Annotated in this window: 16 protein-coding genes and 1 pseudogene; 9 read left to right on the top strand and 8 right to left on the bottom strand. The window is 71.2% G+C overall.

Features of this window, described 5'->3' with window-relative positions; all coding sequences use genetic code 11:
• The first annotated feature begins 328 nt into the window (after positions 1–328).
• The 6 genes from OG202_RS30730 to OG202_RS30705 all read left to right on the top strand — a co-directional run bounded on the left by OG202_RS30730 (position 329) and on the right by OG202_RS30705 (position 3,594).
• A complete protein-coding gene (locus tag OG202_RS30730; RefSeq protein ID WP_328223918.1) occupies positions 329–658 on the top strand; it encodes a hypothetical protein in 330 nt (109 codons plus the stop codon).
• A gap of 4 nt (positions 659–662) precedes the next feature.
• Complete coding sequence (locus OG202_RS30725; protein WP_327728089.1) at positions 663–1,091, top strand: VOC family protein; 429 nt, start codon at positions 663–665, stop codon at positions 1,089–1,091.
• Positions 1,092–1,175: 84 nt separating this feature from the next.
• Positions 1,176–1,583, top strand: a complete 408-nt coding sequence (locus OG202_RS30720) for a hypothetical protein (RefSeq protein WP_326578349.1) — start codon at positions 1,176–1,178, stop codon at positions 1,581–1,583.
• Positions 1,580–2,098 carry a thiol-disulfide oxidoreductase DCC family protein gene (locus OG202_RS30715; RefSeq protein ID WP_326578351.1) on the top strand — a complete coding sequence of 173 codons (519 nt, stop codon included), beginning with the start codon at positions 1,580–1,582 and terminating at the stop codon, positions 2,096–2,098. The genes OG202_RS30720 and OG202_RS30715 overlap by 4 nt, the downstream gene beginning before the upstream one ends.
• A gap of 18 nt (positions 2,099–2,116) precedes the next feature.
• A complete protein-coding gene (locus OG202_RS30710) occupies positions 2,117–2,917 on the top strand; it encodes a TetR family transcriptional regulator (RefSeq protein WP_405896095.1) in 801 nt (266 codons plus the stop codon).
• Positions 2,918–3,006: 89 nt separating this feature from the next.
• The gene (locus OG202_RS30705) at positions 3,007–3,594 is read left to right on the top strand and encodes a Uma2 family endonuclease (RefSeq protein WP_327728090.1); all 588 of its coding nucleotides are present in this window, start codon (positions 3,007–3,009) and stop codon (positions 3,592–3,594) included.
• Here the strand turns inward: OG202_RS30705 and OG202_RS30700 are convergent.
• Entirely contained in the window at positions 3,575–6,064 is a 2,490-nt protein-coding gene (locus tag OG202_RS30700) for an MMPL family transporter (protein WP_328224741.1), read from the bottom strand. The genes OG202_RS30705 and OG202_RS30700 overlap by 20 nt on opposite strands.
• Positions 6,065–6,230: 166 nt before the next feature.
• On the opposite strand from OG202_RS30700, the gene OG202_RS30695 reads away from it, so the two are divergent.
• On the top strand, positions 6,231–6,944 hold the full coding sequence (locus tag OG202_RS30695) for a response regulator transcription factor (protein WP_327728091.1): 714 nt from the start codon (positions 6,231–6,233) through the stop codon (positions 6,942–6,944).
• Positions 6,941–8,458: a sensor histidine kinase gene (locus OG202_RS30690; protein WP_327728092.1), complete on the top strand. Its 1,518-nt coding sequence runs from the start codon at positions 6,941–6,943 to the stop codon at positions 8,456–8,458. The genes OG202_RS30695 and OG202_RS30690 overlap by 4 nt, the downstream gene beginning before the upstream one ends.
• Here OG202_RS30690 and OG202_RS30685 read toward each other — a convergent pair.
• The 4 genes from OG202_RS30685 to OG202_RS30670 form a co-directional block, all read right to left on the bottom strand.
• Complete coding sequence (locus tag OG202_RS30685; RefSeq protein WP_326578360.1) at positions 8,451–8,873, bottom strand: ATP-binding protein; 423 nt, start codon at positions 8,871–8,873, stop codon at positions 8,451–8,453. The two genes, OG202_RS30690 and OG202_RS30685, sit on opposite strands and share 8 nt — an antisense overlap.
• 117 nt (positions 8,874–8,990) lie before the next feature.
• Entirely contained in the window at positions 8,991–10,544 is a 1,554-nt protein-coding gene (locus OG202_RS30680; protein WP_328223917.1) for an ABC transporter substrate-binding protein, read from the bottom strand.
• A gap of 193 nt (positions 10,545–10,737) precedes the next feature.
• Positions 10,738–12,057, bottom strand: coding sequence for a metallophosphoesterase (locus tag OG202_RS30675; protein WP_327728095.1), 1,320 nt, complete (start codon positions 12,055–12,057; stop codon positions 10,738–10,740).
• A gap of 16 nt (positions 12,058–12,073) precedes the next feature.
• Positions 12,074–12,316, bottom strand: coding sequence for an SCO4848 family membrane protein (locus tag OG202_RS30670; protein ID WP_326578366.1), 243 nt, complete (start codon positions 12,314–12,316; stop codon positions 12,074–12,076).
• A 127-nt stretch (positions 12,317–12,443) separates the two neighbouring features.
• Here OG202_RS30670 and OG202_RS30665 point away from each other — a divergent pair, with 127 nt between their 5' ends.
• Positions 12,444–13,763, top strand: a complete 1,320-nt coding sequence (locus tag OG202_RS30665; protein ID WP_326578368.1) for a D-alanyl-D-alanine carboxypeptidase family protein — start codon at positions 12,444–12,446, stop codon at positions 13,761–13,763.
• 82 nt (positions 13,764–13,845) lie between these two features.
• Here the strand turns inward: OG202_RS30665 and OG202_RS30660 are convergent, their stop codons facing one another.
• The 3 genes and pseudogenes from OG202_RS30660 to OG202_RS30650 all read right to left on the bottom strand — a co-directional run bounded on the left by OG202_RS30660 (position 13,846) and on the right by OG202_RS30650 (position 16,326).
• Complete coding sequence (locus OG202_RS30660) at positions 13,846–14,745, bottom strand: YihY/virulence factor BrkB family protein (RefSeq protein WP_327728096.1); 900 nt, start codon at positions 14,743–14,745, stop codon at positions 13,846–13,848.
• Between the two features lie 105 nt (positions 14,746–14,850).
• A pseudogene (locus OG202_RS30655) lies at positions 14,851–15,791 on the bottom strand (decaprenyl-phosphate phosphoribosyltransferase).
• Positions 15,784–16,326, bottom strand: coding sequence for a phosphatase PAP2 family protein (locus tag OG202_RS30650; protein WP_327728098.1), 543 nt, complete (start codon positions 16,324–16,326; stop codon positions 15,784–15,786). The pseudogene OG202_RS30655 and the gene OG202_RS30650 overlap by 8 nt, the downstream one beginning before the upstream one ends.
• Positions 16,327–16,349 lie beyond the last annotated feature (23 nt).

Raw genomic sequence — 16,349 nt, 5'->3', positions numbered from 1 at the left:
CTCTCCTGATCTCAAAGCTATAGCTCCTGAGTGGGCCGCCCATCCTCCGCGAACGGGCGGCCCACTCGGCCTATACGCCCGGGAAGCGCCACTCCGCCCACACCTCCTTACCACCGCCGCTACGCCGCCCGTTGACGACGAGGTAATGCCCCCACTCGTCGGCGCACGCCCTCGACAGCCACAGCCCCCGTCCGCTTTCGGCATCGAGCCCCGGCTCCGGCCTCTCGCGCGGCAGACACGGGCTGCTGTCCCACACGCTCAGCCGCAGCCGCCCGTCGGCGCGTGGGGCCGTACAGCGACCGAATCCCTCGTATGAGCACGGGAGTTCGTGACCGGCTCGGCCTCCGCCTGGACCGAGGGCGACATCGTCACCGTCCTGGACATCACCGGCGACGGAGTGACGGACATGGTGTACCGCACGGACGTCCACTCCCAGCTCATGCTCCGCAAGGGCATCGCGGCGAGCGGCGGTGGCACCGGCCTGGACTCCCTGTCCTCCGGCGCCGACTCCTCCGGCGCCACCGACCTCGCCCCCTCGAGCTACTGGAAACCCGGATCGCCATCGGCCCCCTCTCCACGCCCAGGCCCGTCAGCCCGACCGTGCCATGCGACGCGTGCTGTCGCTCCCGCGGCTACATCGACCGACGCTCTAATCTGACGACATGTCAGACAACGAGTCACACGAGTCGTACGAGTCGTACGAACTGCTCGGCTTCGACAACCTCCTCCTCCCCGTCGGCGACCTCGGCGAAGCCGTCTCCTTCTACGAGCGGGCCGGCTTCGCCGTGGCGTTCCGGCTGGACGAGGCCGGGATCGCGGGGCTGAAGGTGGGCAAGGAGACGCCCGGGCTGCTGCTCCGCGTGGAGGACGAGTTGCCGCACCGGTCGCCCGCGTGGGGGACGGCACGGGCGTGGCTGGAGGTGCGGGACGCCCGGGAGGCCGCGCGGGCGCTCACGGCGGCGGGGGTGCCGCCGCTCGACGCGCCGTTCTCCATCGCCACCGGGTGGACCGTCGAGTTCGCGGACCCCTGGGGCAACGTCGTCGGGTTCACGGACTACACCAAGCGGCCGGAGCTGGCCCGCACCGGATGACCGCTTGAACGTGTTCAAAAATAGGTCTACAGTCTCCCTCAGAACGTTTTGAACACGTTCAAGAAGCCGGGAAGGGGTGGGGACATGGACCTCACGGTCATCGCGTACGTCGTCTATCTGCTGGTCAGCGTGGGGCTGACGGTCTGGGTGGCGCGGACGTTGAGCAGGAACGGGCGGATCTTCCTCGCGGACGTGCTGCGGGGGAACGAGAACCTCGCGGACGCGGTGAACCATCTGCTGGTGGTCGGGTTCTATCTCGTGAACCTGGGGTTCGTGGCGCTGTATCTGAACGCGGACGGCGCCATCAGCAGCCCGCGTGAGGTGTTCGAGGCGGTGTCGGCGAAGCTCGGTGTGGTGCTGCTCGTGCTCGGGGCGCTGCACCTGGGGAACGTGTTCGTGCTGAACAAGTTCCGGCGGCGGGGCGTGATGGAGCGGGAGCAGCTGCCGCCGGTCGCGCCGCAGGGCTGGGTCGCTCCGGCAGGGCGGGCATGAGCACCACGGCCGAGGCGGCCACCGCGGGCCGGGGCGCCGAGCGCGTCCCGGTTCGCGGGCTCACCGTGCTGTACGACACCGGGTGCGGGCTGTGCGCCTTCCTGCGGGAGTGGCTCGGCAGGCAGCGGCAGTTGGTGCCGCTGGCGTTCGTGGCGGCGGGGTCGCAGGAGGCACGGCTGCTGTTTCCGTCGCTCGATCACGGGGCGACGCTGGAGGAGATCACGATCGTGGGGGACGGCGGGCAGGTGTACCGGGGGTCCGGCGCCTGGATCGTGTGTCTGTGGGCGCTGCGCGAGCACCGGCCGCTCGCGCACCGGCTGAGCACCCCGGCGGGGGCCCGGCTCGCGCGCACCGCCGTACTCACCACCGCGAAGTGGCGGGGCGCCCACCGGCAGCCCGGCTCGGGCTGTGGGAGCGGCGGAGCCGAGCTGACGGGATGGGCGTACGACCGGCGGTACGGGTGGCTGTACCGCCCTCCCGGTGGCTGCGACACCGGTACCTGCCCGACTCGTTAGGCTCTGCCCGTGCCCGCAGTGAACGACAGCCCCAGCGCAGAGCCCCCCGCCGACCAGGTCGACACGGAGCCCGGCGGCCCCAGGGACGGCGCCGAGCAACCCGGCCCCAAGGGCACCGCCAAGTCCGAACAGACCCGCGCGCTGATCCTGGAGACCGCGCTGCGGCTCTTCCAGGAGCGCGGGTACGACAAGACGACGATGCGGGCCATCGCCAAGGAGGCCGGGGTCTCCGTCGGCAACGCGTACTACTACTTCGCCGGCAAGGAGCACCTGATCCAGGGGTTCTACGACCGGATCGGCGCGGAGCACCGGGCGGCGGTGCGGACGGTGCTGGAGCGGGAGACGGATCTGGAGGCACGGATCGCCGGGGTGCTGAAGGCCTGGCTGGACGTGGCGGAGCCGTACCACGAGTTCGCGGCGCAGTTCTTCAAGAACGCGGCCGATCCGGACAGCCCCCTCAGCCCCTTCTCCCCCGAGTCGGAGGGGCCGCGCGAGGAGTCCATCGCCATCCACCGCGAGGTGCTCGCCGGGTCGAAGGCCAAGGTCCCGGACGAACTACGGGAAATTCTGCCCGAGTTGATGTGGCTCTCCCTGATGGGGCTCGTCATGTACTGGGTCTTCGACCGGACGGAGGGACGCGAGCGCAGCTACCGGCTCGCCGAGCGGGGGGCCCGGCTGACGACCCGGGGTGTCTCGCTGGCGCGGTTCCGGGTGATGCGACCACTGGTCCGCGAGGTGCACGAGCTGTTCACGGACTTCCTGCCGGGGATGACGAAGGTGGTGTCGGAGCCGGGGGTCAAGGGGCGGGGAGCGGAGTGATCACTTTCGGGTGAACGGTCTGAAGGGGACATCAGGCACCCTGCCTGCCTACGATGATGCTCTCGACACCAGCCCATGGGAGGCACCTGATGTCCGCAGCAGCTGTCGAGCGGTCGCACGAGGAGCGGGCGCTGATCGCCGAAGCGAACCACATCATGGAGAGCGTTCCGGGCCTCCGCGTCGAGATCATCGGAGACCAGATCCTCGTGAGCCCAGCACCGGACGGCCCTCACTCCGAGGCGCTGATGCTGTTCGCAGCCCCCTTCATGGATCTGGGCCTCGTGCGTGCGCTCCCGGGCATCGGCCTCTGGCTGCCCAGCGGCCCGGAGGACTACGCCATCCCCGACCTGTCGGTGGTCGACGACGACTACCGTGATCACCTGGTGGAGAACAGCTGCTACGACCCGATGTGCTTCCGTCTGGTCATGGAGGTCACCTCCAGCAACTGGAGAACGGATCTGCAGACCAAGGTCACCCACTACGCCAAGGCCCGCATCCCCGTCTACGTCATCGTCGACCGCAAGCACCAGCGCCTCCATGTGCTGACCGAACCGGGGCGCGGCAATTACGCCACACACGGGATCCACCTCCCCGGGGAGCTCGTCACGCTCCCCGAGTCCGTGGGCGGAAAGGTCGTGCTCGACGTCGAGCGCCTCCTCAAAGCCGGTTTGGCCTGAGCTGGTTGACCGCGTCCACCTCCCCCTCGGCCACCCCCGCCGTCTCCACGTCGTACACCAGCGGCCCCTCCCCCACGACCACCTGACGCGCACGCGAGGCGGACGACGGTGAAGTCGTCCCCAGCAGATACGCCCCCGGGCCCGGTACCGCGACGATGTACGAGCCGTCCGCCAGAGACGTGACCCGGTCCAGCTGACGCCCACCCCGCGACAGCAGCGTCACCTCGGCGCCCTCGACCGGCTCGCCGTCCGCCGCCCGGACGAAGCCGTGGATCACGGAGGCGGGGCCGCCGTCCGGATACGGGGGCCCCGCGGCCGGGGGCTCCTCCTCCTTCGGCTCCTCCTCCTTCGGCTCCTCCTCCTTCGGCTCCACCGCCAGGTGCGGCAAGCGCTTCTCCAGCCCCGCCGGCAGCCACCAGTTCGCCTTCCCCAGCAGATGCATCGCGGCCGGCACCAGCGCCGTACGCAGGATGAAGGCGTCGAGGGCGACGGCGGCGGCCAGGCCGATGCCGGCCATCGCGGCCTCCAGTTCGCCGCTCAGCACGAACGCGCTGAAGACGCACATCATGATCAGGGCCGCGCAGTTGATGACCCGGCTGGTCTCCGCGAGGCCGACGCGGACGGCGCGGGCGTTGTCCTTGGTGTGGACCCACTCCTCGTGCATCCGGCTGACCAGGAAGACCTGGTAGTCCATGGAGAGCCCGAAGAGCAGCGAGAGCATGATGACCGGGAGGAAGGCCGCGATCGGGCCCTCCCTGCCGATGCCGAGAAGCTCCGTTCCCCAGCCCCACTGGAAGATCGCCACCAGGACGCCGAAGGACGCGGCGGCCGCGACGAGGTTCATCAGCGCGGCTGTCAGCGGCACGAGGAGCGAGCGGAAGGCGACCAGCAGGAGCAGGAAGCCGAGCGTGATGATCGTCGCGATGAAGTAGGGCAGACGGTCGCCGGTCACCGAGGCGAAGTCCTTGGACACCGCCGTGACACCGCCGACGTGGGCCTGCGCCCCGGACGCGGGGATCACGTCCTCGCGCAGCCGGTCGATGAGGCGGTCCGTCTCCTCGGCCTGGGGGGACGTCGTCGGGACCACCTGGATCACCGTGACGCCGTTCGCCGGCGGTACGGCGGCCACCTGGGCCACACCCTCCGTGGAATCGATGCGCGCGACCAGCCCGTCGGCTCCGGTGCCGTCCACGACCACCTGGAGGGGGCCGTTGAAGCCGGGGCCGAAGCCCTCCGCCAGCAGGTCGTAGGCCTGGCGGGTGGTCGTGGTGTCGCGGTGGTTGCCCTGGTCGGAGGTGCCGAGGCGGATCGACAGGACGGGGATCGCGAGGACCAGCATGACGACGAGGGCAAGGACGGCGGTGGAACGCGGACGCCGCTCGACGTACGCCGACCAGCGGGCCGCCAGGCCGCTCGTCAGCTCCGGTTCGGGGCCGGCGGCCGCGAGGCGGCGACGCTGGCGGCGGCTGAGGACGCGCGGGCCGAGCACGCCGAGCAGGGCCGGCAGCAGGGTGACCGCCGCGAGGACGCTCAGCACGACGGTCAGCGAGGTCGCGATGACGACGCCGTCCAGGAAGCGGAGGTTCATCACCAGCATGCCGGCCAGCGCGATACAGACCGTGCCGCCCGCGAACAGCACCGCGCGGCCGGAGGTGTTGAGGGCCGTGACCGCCGCCTCCTCCGGCTTCATACCGCGCAGGATGCCGCGCCGGTGCCGGGTGACGATGAACAGGGCGTAGTCGATGCCCACGCCGAGGCCGATCAGCGAGCCGAGCAGCGGGGCCACGTCCGGGATGTTCGTGGTGTGGCTGAGCAGGGCGGTGGCCATCATGCCGGTGCCGACACCGGCGATCGCGACGACGATCGGCAGCAGCATCGCGAAGAGCGAGCCGAACGCGAGGAAGAGGACGACCGCCGCCGCCAGGATGCCGACCGCCTCGGACGTGCCCTGGGTGGCCTCCTGCGCCCGTGCGATGGCCTGACCGCCCAACTCGACCCGCAGACCGTCTCGTTCGGCGCCCTGGGCGGTCTCGATGACGTCGTCGATCAGTTCCTTGGGTACGGAGTTCGCCTGCTCGGTGAAGGTCACCTGGGCGTAGGCGATCGCCCCGTCCCGGCTGACGCCCGCGCCGCCGCCACCGCCCCGGCCGCCCTCGTCGTACGGGCTGGTCACGTCCCCCACGCCCGCCATCCGGCCGATCTCCTGGAGGGCGGGCTCGATCCGGGACCGTACGGAGGCGTCGTCCACCGACCCCTCGTCCACCTTCCACACCACCGTGTCGGTGTCGCCCGCGCGCTCCGGGAAGGCCTTGTCCATCAGGTCGTACGCGTGCTTGGAGTCCGTGCCCGGGAGGGAGAAGACATTCGCGTAGTCCGTGCCCGCGCTCGTGCCGGCGAAGCCGACGCCGAACACGGTCCCCACCCACAGCAACAGGACCACCAGCCGGTGCCGATAGCACCACCGTGCCAAGGTCGCCACGATCAACTCTCCTTGTCCGACGGTCGATTGGTCCCCCAGGTCCTGGCATCACCCTCGACCGCGGCACACGCACGGCGACATGGCCGGGCCATGACTCTCAAGGAACTCCAAAGCGGGACCGGGCCCCTGCGGGAACTCGCGTGCGGATACTGAGGACATGACCGGAACCCAGGGCACGACCACCGGCTGCGCGGGAGCGACCGTGCTCGTCGTCGAGGACGAGCCGAGCATCGCCGACGTCCTCTCCATCGCACTGCGCTACCACCGCTTCGAGGTGATGACGGCCGGTACGGTCCGCGACGCGCTCGCGCTCGCCGAACGCACCCGGCCCGACGCGGCCCTCCTGGACGTGATGCTCCCGGACGGCGACGGCCGCGCCCTGGGCCACGAACTGCGGTCTCGGCAGCCGGAGTTGGCGCTGGTCTTCCTGACCGCCCGGGACGCGCCCGCCGAGATCGTGGGCGCCCTCGGCTTCGGCGACGACTACATCACCAAGCCGTTCGACATCGAGGTGGTCGTCGCCCGCGTCACCGCCGTCCTGCGCCGCACCCGGCGTGCCGACGTCCTGCCCCAGCGCCCGCCGCTGCGCTACGGCGACCTGGAGCTGGACGAGACGACGTACTCGGTGCACCGGGCGGGCCGCACGGTGGAGCTGACGCCCACCGAGTACGCGCTGCTGCGGTTCCTGGTGCGCAACGGCGGGCGGATCGTACCGAAGGAGCAACTCCTGCGCCACGTATGGCAGTACGAGCACGCACCGGCCGAGTCGACCGTCGTCGAGACGTACATCAGCTATCTGCGGCGCAAGCTGGACGCGCTCGGCGCGCCGGTGATCACCACGCGGCGGGGCGTCGGATACGGGCTGGCATGACCCTTCCCCGAAGGTTTCCGAGCCGCTGCCGCCGGCACGGCCTGTACTCCCTGCGCGCCAAGCTCACGCTCGCGAACGTCGTACTGCTCGCCGTGGGCGTCGTCGCGGCGACGACGTTCAGCGCGATGGGCATGCGGCTGTATCTGCTCGACAGCGTCGACCGGGAGCTCATGGCGACCCGTGACTCGATCGGTGCCGCACGGATCGGCATGGAGCAGATCGACGCGCTGAGCGCGCTGGTCGCCCTCAGCGACCGGGCCTCCGGCAAGCCCGCCGCCGGGGACGCCGACTCTCTCGTCCAGGGCTCCGTCTTCACCGCGCTGGGCGACAGGGGCGAGCCGCTGACCATAGCCGGCTTCCCGCCGACCGACAGCCAGCGGGCGGTCGCCGCCGCGGTGGACGATCCGGCCGCCCTCGTCGCGGACGACGAACCGTACGACGTCGAGGTGGCGGGCGCCCCCCACCGCGTCACCGCGGCCCGGATGGACGACGGCACGACCGTCCTCCTCGCCGCCTCCACCGAGTCGCTCCACAACGTCATCGCCAAGGCCCTCAAGCTGGACTTCGCCGTCGGCGGCCTGCTCCTCGCGACGCTCGCCTGTCTGACCCTGTTCAGCGTGCGCCGCCGGATGCGGCCGCTGGAGGACATGGTCGAGACCTCGTCGGCGATCGCCGAGGGCGACCTCACCCGCCGCGTCCCCTCCAGCAGCGAGGCCACCCTGGAGGTCGAACAGCTGCGCCTCGCCCTCAACTCCATGCTCCAGCAGGTCGAGACGGCCTACCGCACCCGCGAACGCAGCGCCGCCCAGCTGCGCCGGTTCGTCGGCGACGCCTCCCACGAGCTGCGCACGCCCCTGTCCGCGATCCGCGGCTATCTCCAGCTCCACGACAAGGGCATGCTCACCGACCCCGACGAACGACGGCGCGCCTGGGACCGCATGAACAACGAGGTCGACCGCATGGGCCACCTCGTCGACGAACTCCTCACCCTCGCCCGCCTCGACCAGCGCCCCGAACTCCGGCTCAGGGACGTCGACCTCAGCCGCCTGGTCCGTGACGCCGCCGCCGATCTCCGCGCCCAGCAACCCGACCGCCCGGTCACCGTCCGCGCGGAGGACACTGTCCTCGTCCGGGCCGACGAGTCGGGCCTGCGCCAGGTTCTGGGCAACCTGGTGAGCAACGTACGCGCCCATACGCCGGCGGACGTGCCGGTACGGCTGGGGGTGGAGCGCGTGGCCGGAGTCGTACGCCTCTCCGTGGCGGACGAGGGCCCGGGCCTGGCCGAGGAGGACGCGGCCAGGATCTTCGACCGCTTCTTCAGGGCAGGAGGCGGCGTGGGCAGCGGCTTGGGCATGGCGATCGTGCAAGGAGTGGTCGAGACCCACGGCGGTGACGTCACGGTGACCACGGCACCGGGCGTTGGCTTGAAAGTGACGGTGACACTGGGAAGCCCAGCGGCGCGGGGAACGGCACGGACCACCGCGGAAGACCCGCGGTCGTCCTCCCTCACGTAGCCCCTCCCCCTGGGGTGTGCGGCACATCCACCCGGGCCCAGACCGTCTTCCCGTGCCGCCCCCGACTCCATACCCCCCACGCCGCCGCGATGTGCTCCACGAGCCGCAGCCCCCGCCCCGCCTCCTCCCAGTCCCCCGCCTCCCTGATCCGGGGCGCGTCCAGCCCCTCGTCCGACACCTCGACGAAGCAGGACCCGTTCGCCAGCGCGGTCACCGCGACCTCGAACTCCCGCTCCAGCAAAGGACCATGGCGGACGACATTGGTCGCGAGTTCGGAGACGACGAGCACGACGTCGTCCAGGGCCGGGGAGTCCGCCCCGTGTCCCCAGTCGACCAGGTGTTCCCGTACGCGTCGCCGGGCGAGCCCCACGGACGCCGGATGGCGGGGCAGCCGGAAGGAGTCGCGTCTCGACACGTTCGCCCCTCACTCCGATCACACCCTCGACACAAGACGATGCGATGAGCGAGCGCGTCGTGTCACTCCCGCGAACATCCGGCCCACGAGTTCGCGTCAGCTGTCACACGGCGTCTGTCATATCCAGTCCAGCCGCCACAGCCGGAACACCCCGGTCCCGTCGGACAGATACTGTGCCCCGCCGACGTCCTCACCGCTGAGTACGTACTCCTTGCGCTGCCACAGCGGGATGATCGGCACGTCCTGGGCCACGACCTCCTGGAGCTCCTTGAAGTCCGCCGCGGCCCGGCTGCGGTCCTCGTAGCGCCGGCTGTCCTTGACGAGCCGGTCGACCTGCTCGCTGCTGTAGCCGTTGCCCAGGGAGCCGCCGGTGCCGACCAGGGGCCCGCTGAAGCTGTCGGGGTCGGGGTAGTCGGCGACCCAGCCCACCCCGTAGCTGTCCAGCTTGCCTTCGGCGTACCGCTTCTGGAAGGCGGTCCACTCGTACGCCTTGGTCGTCACGTAGAACAGCCCGCTCGCCTCCAGCTGCTGCTTCAGCTCGGCGGCCTCGGCGGCGGCCGAGCCCCGGCCCTCGGCGTAGCCGTAGGTGAAGCGCACGGGCATGTCGACGCCGGCCTCGTCGAGGAGTCGGCGGGCCCGCTGCGGGTCGGGCTTGGGGTTCGCGTCGAAGAACGAGGTCGTGTGGCCGGTGATGCCGGCCGGGATGAGCGAGTAGAGCGGGTCGGTGGTGCCCTGGTAGACCTCGGCGACCAGCTTCTCGCGGTTGATCAGCGCGGCCAGCGCCTGCCGCACCCGGCGGTCGTGGAAGGGCGCTTTCGCCCGCACGTTGAGGACGAGGTTGCGGGTCTCGGTGCTGTCGGCCTCGGTGACCCGCTGGTCCGGATCGCTGGGCGACAGCGCGGCGAGCGTCGCGGGCGGCAGTGTGCGCGTGACGACGTCGACCTGCCGTGCCTTCCACGCCTTCTGCAGCGCCGCCGAGTCCTTGTAGTAGCGCATGAGAACGGGGCTGCCGACGGCCTGGGCGACACCCCGGTAGTCGCCGTTGGGTGTCAGGCGGACCTGCTCGTCCGTGTACGAGGTCAGGGTGTAGGGCCCGGTGCCGTCGGCGCCGCCGTCCGTGCGCAGCCGGTTCGTGGGGTACATCGTGCGGTCGACGATCGCCCCGGCGCCGGTGGCCACCTTGGACGGGAAGGTGGCGTCCGGCGAGGAGAGGCGGAAGCTGACGGTCGGCCCGCTCGCGCTGACCGACTGGAGCGTGTCGAGCAGGGCGGCGGGGCCCACGTCCGCGTTGATGCGCTTGACCCGGTCGAAGGAGTACTTGACGTCCTTCCCGGTGACCTCGCGGCCACTGGGGAACTTCAGGCCCTGGCGCAGGGTGCAGCGGTAGACGGTGAGGGCGTTGCCGGCGAACTCACAGCTCTGCGCGGCGTCCGGCACGGGTGTGGCGCCGCCCGGTTCGAAGGTCAGCAGAGACTGGAACACATTGCTGAACAGGGCCCAGGACCCGGCGTCGTAGGCTCCGGCCGGGTCGAGCGAGGTGACCGTGTCGGTCGTTCCGACGCTGATCGTCCTGTTCCCGTCCAGCTGGGCCGGCAGCAGCTGCCAGCCGCCGATCGCCGCGACCGCCAGCACGAGCAGCGACGCGAGAATCCGCAGGCGAACCGACCGCATCGACGCCCCTTCCAAGGACCCCACCCGGCCCACTACACACAGTGGTTCCTTGGTGGCGCGGATCACCTAACCACAGTCGGCTGTGGTGACGGAAGGCGGGTTTTGTTGAGTTGCGAAAGAAATTAGTAAGCATCTCGTCCATAAGTTTCCAAAAGCCTTCCGCGCCGGTCACCGAAAGGCTTTTGACGCCCCGTCACGCCTGCTTCGACGCCAGCTCCACCACCGTGATGTCCGACGGCGCCCCGACCCGCACCGGCGGTCCCCACGCGCCCGCGCCGCGGCTGACGTAGAGCTGGGTGTCGCCGTACCGTTCGAGGCCCGCGAGGGTCGGGTTGGCAGCCTCGGCGACGTAGGTCATGGGCCACATCTGGCCGCCGTGGGTGTGCCCGGAGAGCTGGAGGTCGACGCCGTGGTCGACGGCGTCGTGGATCTGAACGGGCTGGTGGGCCATGAGCACCACGGCCCGCGAGGTGTCCCGGTCGCCGAGCGCCTTGGCGAAGTCGGGACCCTGGCCCTCGTCCTCCCCCGCGATGTCGTTCACCCCGGCGAGATCGAGGTACGGCAGCTCGCGGCGGGCGTTCTCCAGTGGGGTCAGGCCCAGCCGCCGCACCTCCTCGACCCACTGCTCGGCGCCGGAGATGTACTCGTGGTTGCCGGTGACGAAGTAGCTGCCGTGCCGCGCCTTCAGCCCGGCGAGCGGCGCCGCCGCCGGACCGAGGTCCGCCACGTCGCCGTCGACCAGGTCGCCCACCACCGCGATCAGGTCGGGCTGCGTCGAGTTGATCGTGTCCACGACCTTCTGCGCGAAGCCCCGGCCCAGCATCGGCGAGAGGTGGATGTCGCTGACCACCGCGATCCGGAAACCGTGGGCCGCGCGCGGCAGCTTCGCCAACGGCACGGTGACGCGCTTGAGCCGGGGGCCGCGCACGACGCCGTAGGTGCCGTAGCCGACGGTGCCGAGGGCCGCGGCGGCGACTGCCCCGCCGACGACACGGGAGACGAACAGGCGGCGGGAGGGGTCGGTCGAGGTCGCGGGAGTGGCCGGGGCGGTCGGGGCCGGGGGTTCCGTCGCGGAGGGCGGTGTCCGCTGTCCGGGCTCGGCGGCCTCCGCGGCCTCCGCGGGCTGCGCGCCCGCCGGGACCGGTTCCGGCTCGCGCACCAGCGGCTCCGGCTGCCGCGCGGGCGCCGGGGCACGCCGCGCCACCAGGCGGCTCACCAGCGGCCGTACCAGCTCCCCCGCCAGGAGGGCCAGGAACAGGTACAGCGAGAGGGCGAGCCACATGAAGCCCGGCCAGGTCAGCGTCTGCTGCAGCCAGAAGGGGGCATGGGCGCGCTCGGACGCGAAGCCGGCGACCATCAGCACCGGCCCGGCGATGAACACCACCGTGCCCACGCGTCTGGCGAGACCCGGCCCGCGTGTCGTGTCACGCACCAGGCGGCGCCACGCGTACCAGTGCAGCACCCCGAAGAGGCCCAGCACCAGCAGGGCGACAAGGACGAAGACGAAGATCATCAAGTCGTACTCCCGGTCACACGGTCCGACGAAGGGCGCGCACCCCGCGCAACCCGATGACCCCGACAGCCGTCCCAAGGGCAAAGGAGACGACGGCGAGCGTCAGATGCACCCAGAAGTACGCCGTCGGATCGCCCGCGTCGTCGAACGCGAGCCCGCTGCCGTCCTTCCACAGGTTTTTGACGAAAGTGATCCAGATGACCCAGCTCCACACCCCGAAGGCGAGCAGGAACCAGGAGAGGGGGCGGCTGAGCTTCATGCGTTCAGTATCGCCGTCAGCCGTACGGTCCTCACGCCGGGGTGCGAGCGGGGGCGTGAGCAGAAGGGAAGACGCCACCGCGCGCTCCGGTGGGATTTACCGGTTGGAGGCATGTACTTTCTCGATCGTGCCCGCCTCCAAGAAGACCGCCAGGCGCCCCCTGCTGGTCACCTCAGCCACCCTGCTGTCCCTCTCCCTGACATCGCTGTCGACACTGACGGCCGCGCCGGCCTTCGCGGCGAAGCCGTCACCGAGTCCGAGCGCCTCGTCGTCCGCCAGTCCGAGCGCCTCGCCGTCCGCGACTCCCCCGGCGACCATGTCGACCGTCGGCGGCGAGTTGCTGGGCAAGCCGGGTACCCAGGCCAGTCTCGGCGGCGACGCGCCCGTCCTGCCCAAGGACATCAGCGCCCGCTCCTGGATCGTCGCCGACGCCGAGTCGGGTGAGGTGCTGGCCTCGCACAACGCGCACTGGCGGCTGGCCCCGGCGAGCACGCTGAAGATGCTGTTCGCGGACACGCTGCTGCCGAAGTTCAACAAGGACGACGAGCACAAGGTCGCCCCCGCCGACCTGGCGGGCGTCGGCGCGGGCTCCAGCATGGTCGGCATAAAGGAGGACGAGACGTACTCCGTCCACGACCTGTGGCTCGGTGTCTTCCTTCGCTCCGGCAACGACGCGGTGCACGTCCTGTCGGCCATGAACGGCGGTGTGAAGCAGACCGTCGCGGACATGAACGAGCACGCCGAGGAGCTCCAGGCGCTCGACACGCACGCGGTCAGCCCCGACGGCTACGACGCCAAGGGGCAGGTGTCGTCCGCCTACGACCTGACGCTGATCGCCAGGTCGGGGCTGCAGAAGAAGGACTTCCGGGAGTACTGCTCCACCGTGCGGGCGAAGTTCCCGGGCGAGACCAAGAAGGGCAAGAAAGGCAAGAAGAGCCGTTCGTCCTTCGAGATCCAGAACACCAACCGGCTGCTCACCGGGGACAGCGGCCTCGACTCGTACCAGGGCATCGCGGGTGTGAAGAACGGCAACACCACGAACGCGGGCGCCACGTTCACCGGGGTCGCCGAGCGGGACGGCCGGGTCCTCCTCGTCACCGTCATGCACCCGGAGAAGGACGAGCACAACCAGGTCTACAAGGAGACCGCGAGCCTCTTCGACTGGGGGTTCAAGGCGGCGGGCAAGGTGACCCCGGTGGGCGAGCTGGTGCCGCCCAAGGGTGCGGACACCTCCGGTGACGATGCCGCCGAGCCGAGTGCGCAGGCGGGGGCCACGGCGTCGGCGTCCGCCCCGGGTGGGGCGGGTGGCAAGTCCGTCGCCGCGAGTGCCTCCGGCGGGGCGAGCGGGATCGGGGTCGCGCTGGGGATCACGGGGGGTGTGCTGGTGTTGCTGGCCGGTGGGGTGTTCCTGGTCAACCGGAAGTGGCCGCTGCGGCTGCGGAAGTAGGGCGGCGGGGAGCGTCCGCGTGGGTCGTGGCGGATGCGGACCGCGGGTTCGTCGTGGCTGATCGCGCGGTTCCCCGCGCCCCTCACGGGGCGCCGTCCTCGGCCGGAGGGTCAGCATCCTCCGTATCCCCGCTCTCCTTGCTGCCCTCCGCCGTCCATGCCGCGCAGTACAGCAGGAGCTTGGTGGTGAAGTTGATCCAGAGGAGCAGGGCGATGGGGACGCCGAAGGCCCCGTACATGCTCTTGGAGGCGATGCCCTGCATGTAGCCGCTGAGGAGGAGCTTGAGGAGTTCGAAGCCCACGGCTCCTATGAGGGCGGCGACGACCAGGCGGCGGCGGGGCGGCTGGACGCCGGGGAGCAGGGTGAGCACATAGAGGAGGAGCAGGAAGTCGGCCAGGACGGCGACGGCGAACGCGGCGACGCGCAGGAGGACGCCGCCCCAGCCGTCGCGGTCGATGCCCAGTTGGTCGGAGATCCAGCCGACGGCCGAGGAGGCGACGGTGGAGGCGGCCAGGGAGATGAGCACCGCGCCGCCGAAGCCGAAGAGGACGCCCGTGTCCTTGACCTTGGCGAGGACGGGGTTCTCCTCGGGGTCCGGTTTCTCCCAGACGGCGCGCAGACAGCCGCGCATCTCGCCGACCCAGCCGATGCCGGTGAGGAGCAGCAGCGCGCCGGCGATGATCCCGACCGTGCCGGCGTTGTCGACGAGGCCGCCGATGTCGAGCTGGTCGGAGATGCCGGGCACCTGCTCGGCGATCCGGTCCTCCAGGTCCTGCTGCCTGTCCTCGCCGAGCGTCGCCGCGGCGACGGCGGCGGCCACGGTCAGCAGCGGGAAAAGTGCCAGGAAACTGATGAACGTCATCGCCGCGGCCAGGCGGGTCCACTTCACCCGCTCCAGCCGCTCGTACGACCGCCACGCGTGCGTGGTCATCAGACGCTCCACCAGAGGGCCCACCCCGGGAAGCTTTTTCAGCCAGTCCATGATCCGAACTCTGCCCCACTCGCCGCCGACCGATACCGGGTACCCCCACACCGGCCCGCGGATCCGCCCCCGGCCGTCACCTCGCTCGACGCCGGGGCCACCGCGTCACCAGTCGGCCACCGCCAGCCCGTACATCGTCAGCCACATGACCCCGATGAGGGTGAGGGCGCGGTCGCGCAGGATGACGTCCTCGGGCTCGCCCGCCGTGCCCCGGTCGGCGAAGACGGCGTAGCGCAGGACGGCCAGGACGAAGGCCACCATGGAGAGTTGGCGCCACGGCAGGATGCCCGTGGTCGGTACGCCGCCTTCCTCCAGGGCCCAGAGGCAGTAGGCGAGTACGGCGACACCGGCGGCCAACTGCCAGACGAAGCGGAGGTATCCGGCGGTGTACTCGGTGAGCAGCGCCCGGGTCGCGCCGGCCCGGTCGGCCAGTTGCACGGCCTCCGAGTACCGCTTGGCCGCGACCATGAACAGCGCGCCGAACCCGGTGGTGATCAGGAACCAGCGCGAGAGCGGGATGCCCAGCGCGAGCCCGCCGATCATCGCCCGCATCAGGAACCCGGTGGTGACGACCGCGAGATCGACGACCAGTACGTGCTTGAGCTGACGCAGTAGGCGAGTTGGAGTCCGAGGTACGCGGTCAGCAGCGCGGAGGTGTACGGCGGGCAGAGCCACGCGGCGGCCAGGGTCGCGAGCACGGCCAGGGCGCCGCCGACGCCGTACGCGACCGGCACGGGCACCTGCCCGGCGGCGACCGGGCGGTGGCGCTTGACCGGGTGCGCCCGGTCCGCCTCGGCGTCCCGGGCGTCGTTGACGAGGTACACGGCGGCGGCGCAGGCCGTGAAGAGGACGAAGACGAGGGGAAGTTGGGTGAGCGCGCGGCGAGTGAAGAGCTCACCGGCGGCCGCGGGCGCGGCGAGGACGAGGGTGTTCTTGATCCATTGGCGGGGGCGGGCCGTCCGGAGGAGGCCACGGGCGAGGCCGGCCCTCAGGGGCGCCCGCCCGGGGATCGTCCGGCGCTCCAGGACCACCGTGCGCTCAGCCATCGCCGCTCACCACCCAGCGTGCGCCCAGCCGCGCCGTGAGCGCCCCGAGGGCCACGCCCGCCGCGACGTCCGACGGGTAGTGCACGCCGACGACCAGCCGGGAGAGACACATCGCGACGGCGAGCGGGGCGGCGGCGGGGAGCAGGAGAGGGGCGCCCAGGGCGCCGTGCGCCACGACGGCCACCGCCGCTGCCGCCGAACTCGCGTGCGAGCTGGGGAAGGAGTGCCGTCCGACCGTCCGGACCAGGGGATGGACATGCGCGGGGCGCGGCCGTCGTACGACTCTCTTGACGCCCATGCTGGCCAGGTGCGCCCCGGCGGTCAGCGCCGTGCCGCGCAGCCACACACGACGCCGCCGCCGGTCGACGGCGGCCCCCGCCAGCCCGGCCGCGAGCCACAGCAGTCCGTGCTCGCCCACCCGGGACAGTCCGCGCGCGGCGCCCGCGACGCGCGGGTCCGCGCCATGGACGTGAAGCGCCGAGAGAAGTCGCCGGTCCAGGCCGCGCACACCGCCGACGACGTCAACTTCATCCATGCGAGGCCACTCTTCTAGGTGAC

Origin of the sequence: Streptomyces sp. NBC_00310, from assembly GCF_036208085.1 — a bacterium.
In the GTDB taxonomy this organism is placed as follows: Bacteria; Actinomycetota; Actinomycetes; order Streptomycetales; family Streptomycetaceae; genus Streptomyces.
The sequence above is the reverse complement of the archived record's forward strand: the minus strand, read 5'-3'. Positions and strand labels throughout refer to the sequence as shown.

Excerpts from the sequence above, each read along its gene's own strand:
- OG202_RS30675 (WP_327728095.1), bottom strand. The coding sequence starts at position 12,057 with ATGATCTTCGTCTTCGTCCTTGTCGCCCTGCTGGTGCTGGGCCTCTTC.
- OG202_RS30695 (WP_327728091.1), top strand. The coding sequence starts at position 6,231 with ATGACCGGAACCCAGGGCACGACCACCGGCTGCGCGGGAGCGACCGTG.
- OG202_RS30690 (WP_327728092.1), top strand. The coding sequence starts at position 6,941 with ATGACCCTTCCCCGAAGGTTTCCGAGCCGCTGCCGCCGGCACGGCCTG.
- OG202_RS30725 (WP_327728089.1), top strand. The coding sequence starts at position 663 with ATGTCAGACAACGAGTCACACGAGTCGTACGAGTCGTACGAACTGCTC.
- OG202_RS30680 (WP_328223917.1), bottom strand. The coding sequence starts at position 10,544 with ATGCGGTCGGTTCGCCTGCGGATTCTCGCGTCGCTGCTCGTGCTGGCG.
- OG202_RS30705 (WP_327728090.1), top strand. The coding sequence starts at position 3,007 with ATGTCCGCAGCAGCTGTCGAGCGGTCGCACGAGGAGCGGGCGCTGATC.
- OG202_RS30670 (WP_326578366.1), bottom strand. The coding sequence starts at position 12,316 with ATGAAGCTCAGCCGCCCCCTCTCCTGGTTCCTGCTCGCCTTCGGGGTG.
- OG202_RS30650 (WP_327728098.1), bottom strand. The coding sequence starts at position 16,326 with ATGGATGAAGTTGACGTCGTCGGCGGTGTGCGCGGCCTGGACCGGCGA.
- OG202_RS30720 (WP_326578349.1), top strand. The coding sequence starts at position 1,176 with ATGGACCTCACGGTCATCGCGTACGTCGTCTATCTGCTGGTCAGCGTG.
- OG202_RS30715 (WP_326578351.1), top strand. The coding sequence starts at position 1,580 with ATGAGCACCACGGCCGAGGCGGCCACCGCGGGCCGGGGCGCCGAGCGC.
- OG202_RS30660 (WP_327728096.1), bottom strand. The coding sequence starts at position 14,745 with ATGGACTGGCTGAAAAAGCTTCCCGGGGTGGGCCCTCTGGTGGAGCGT.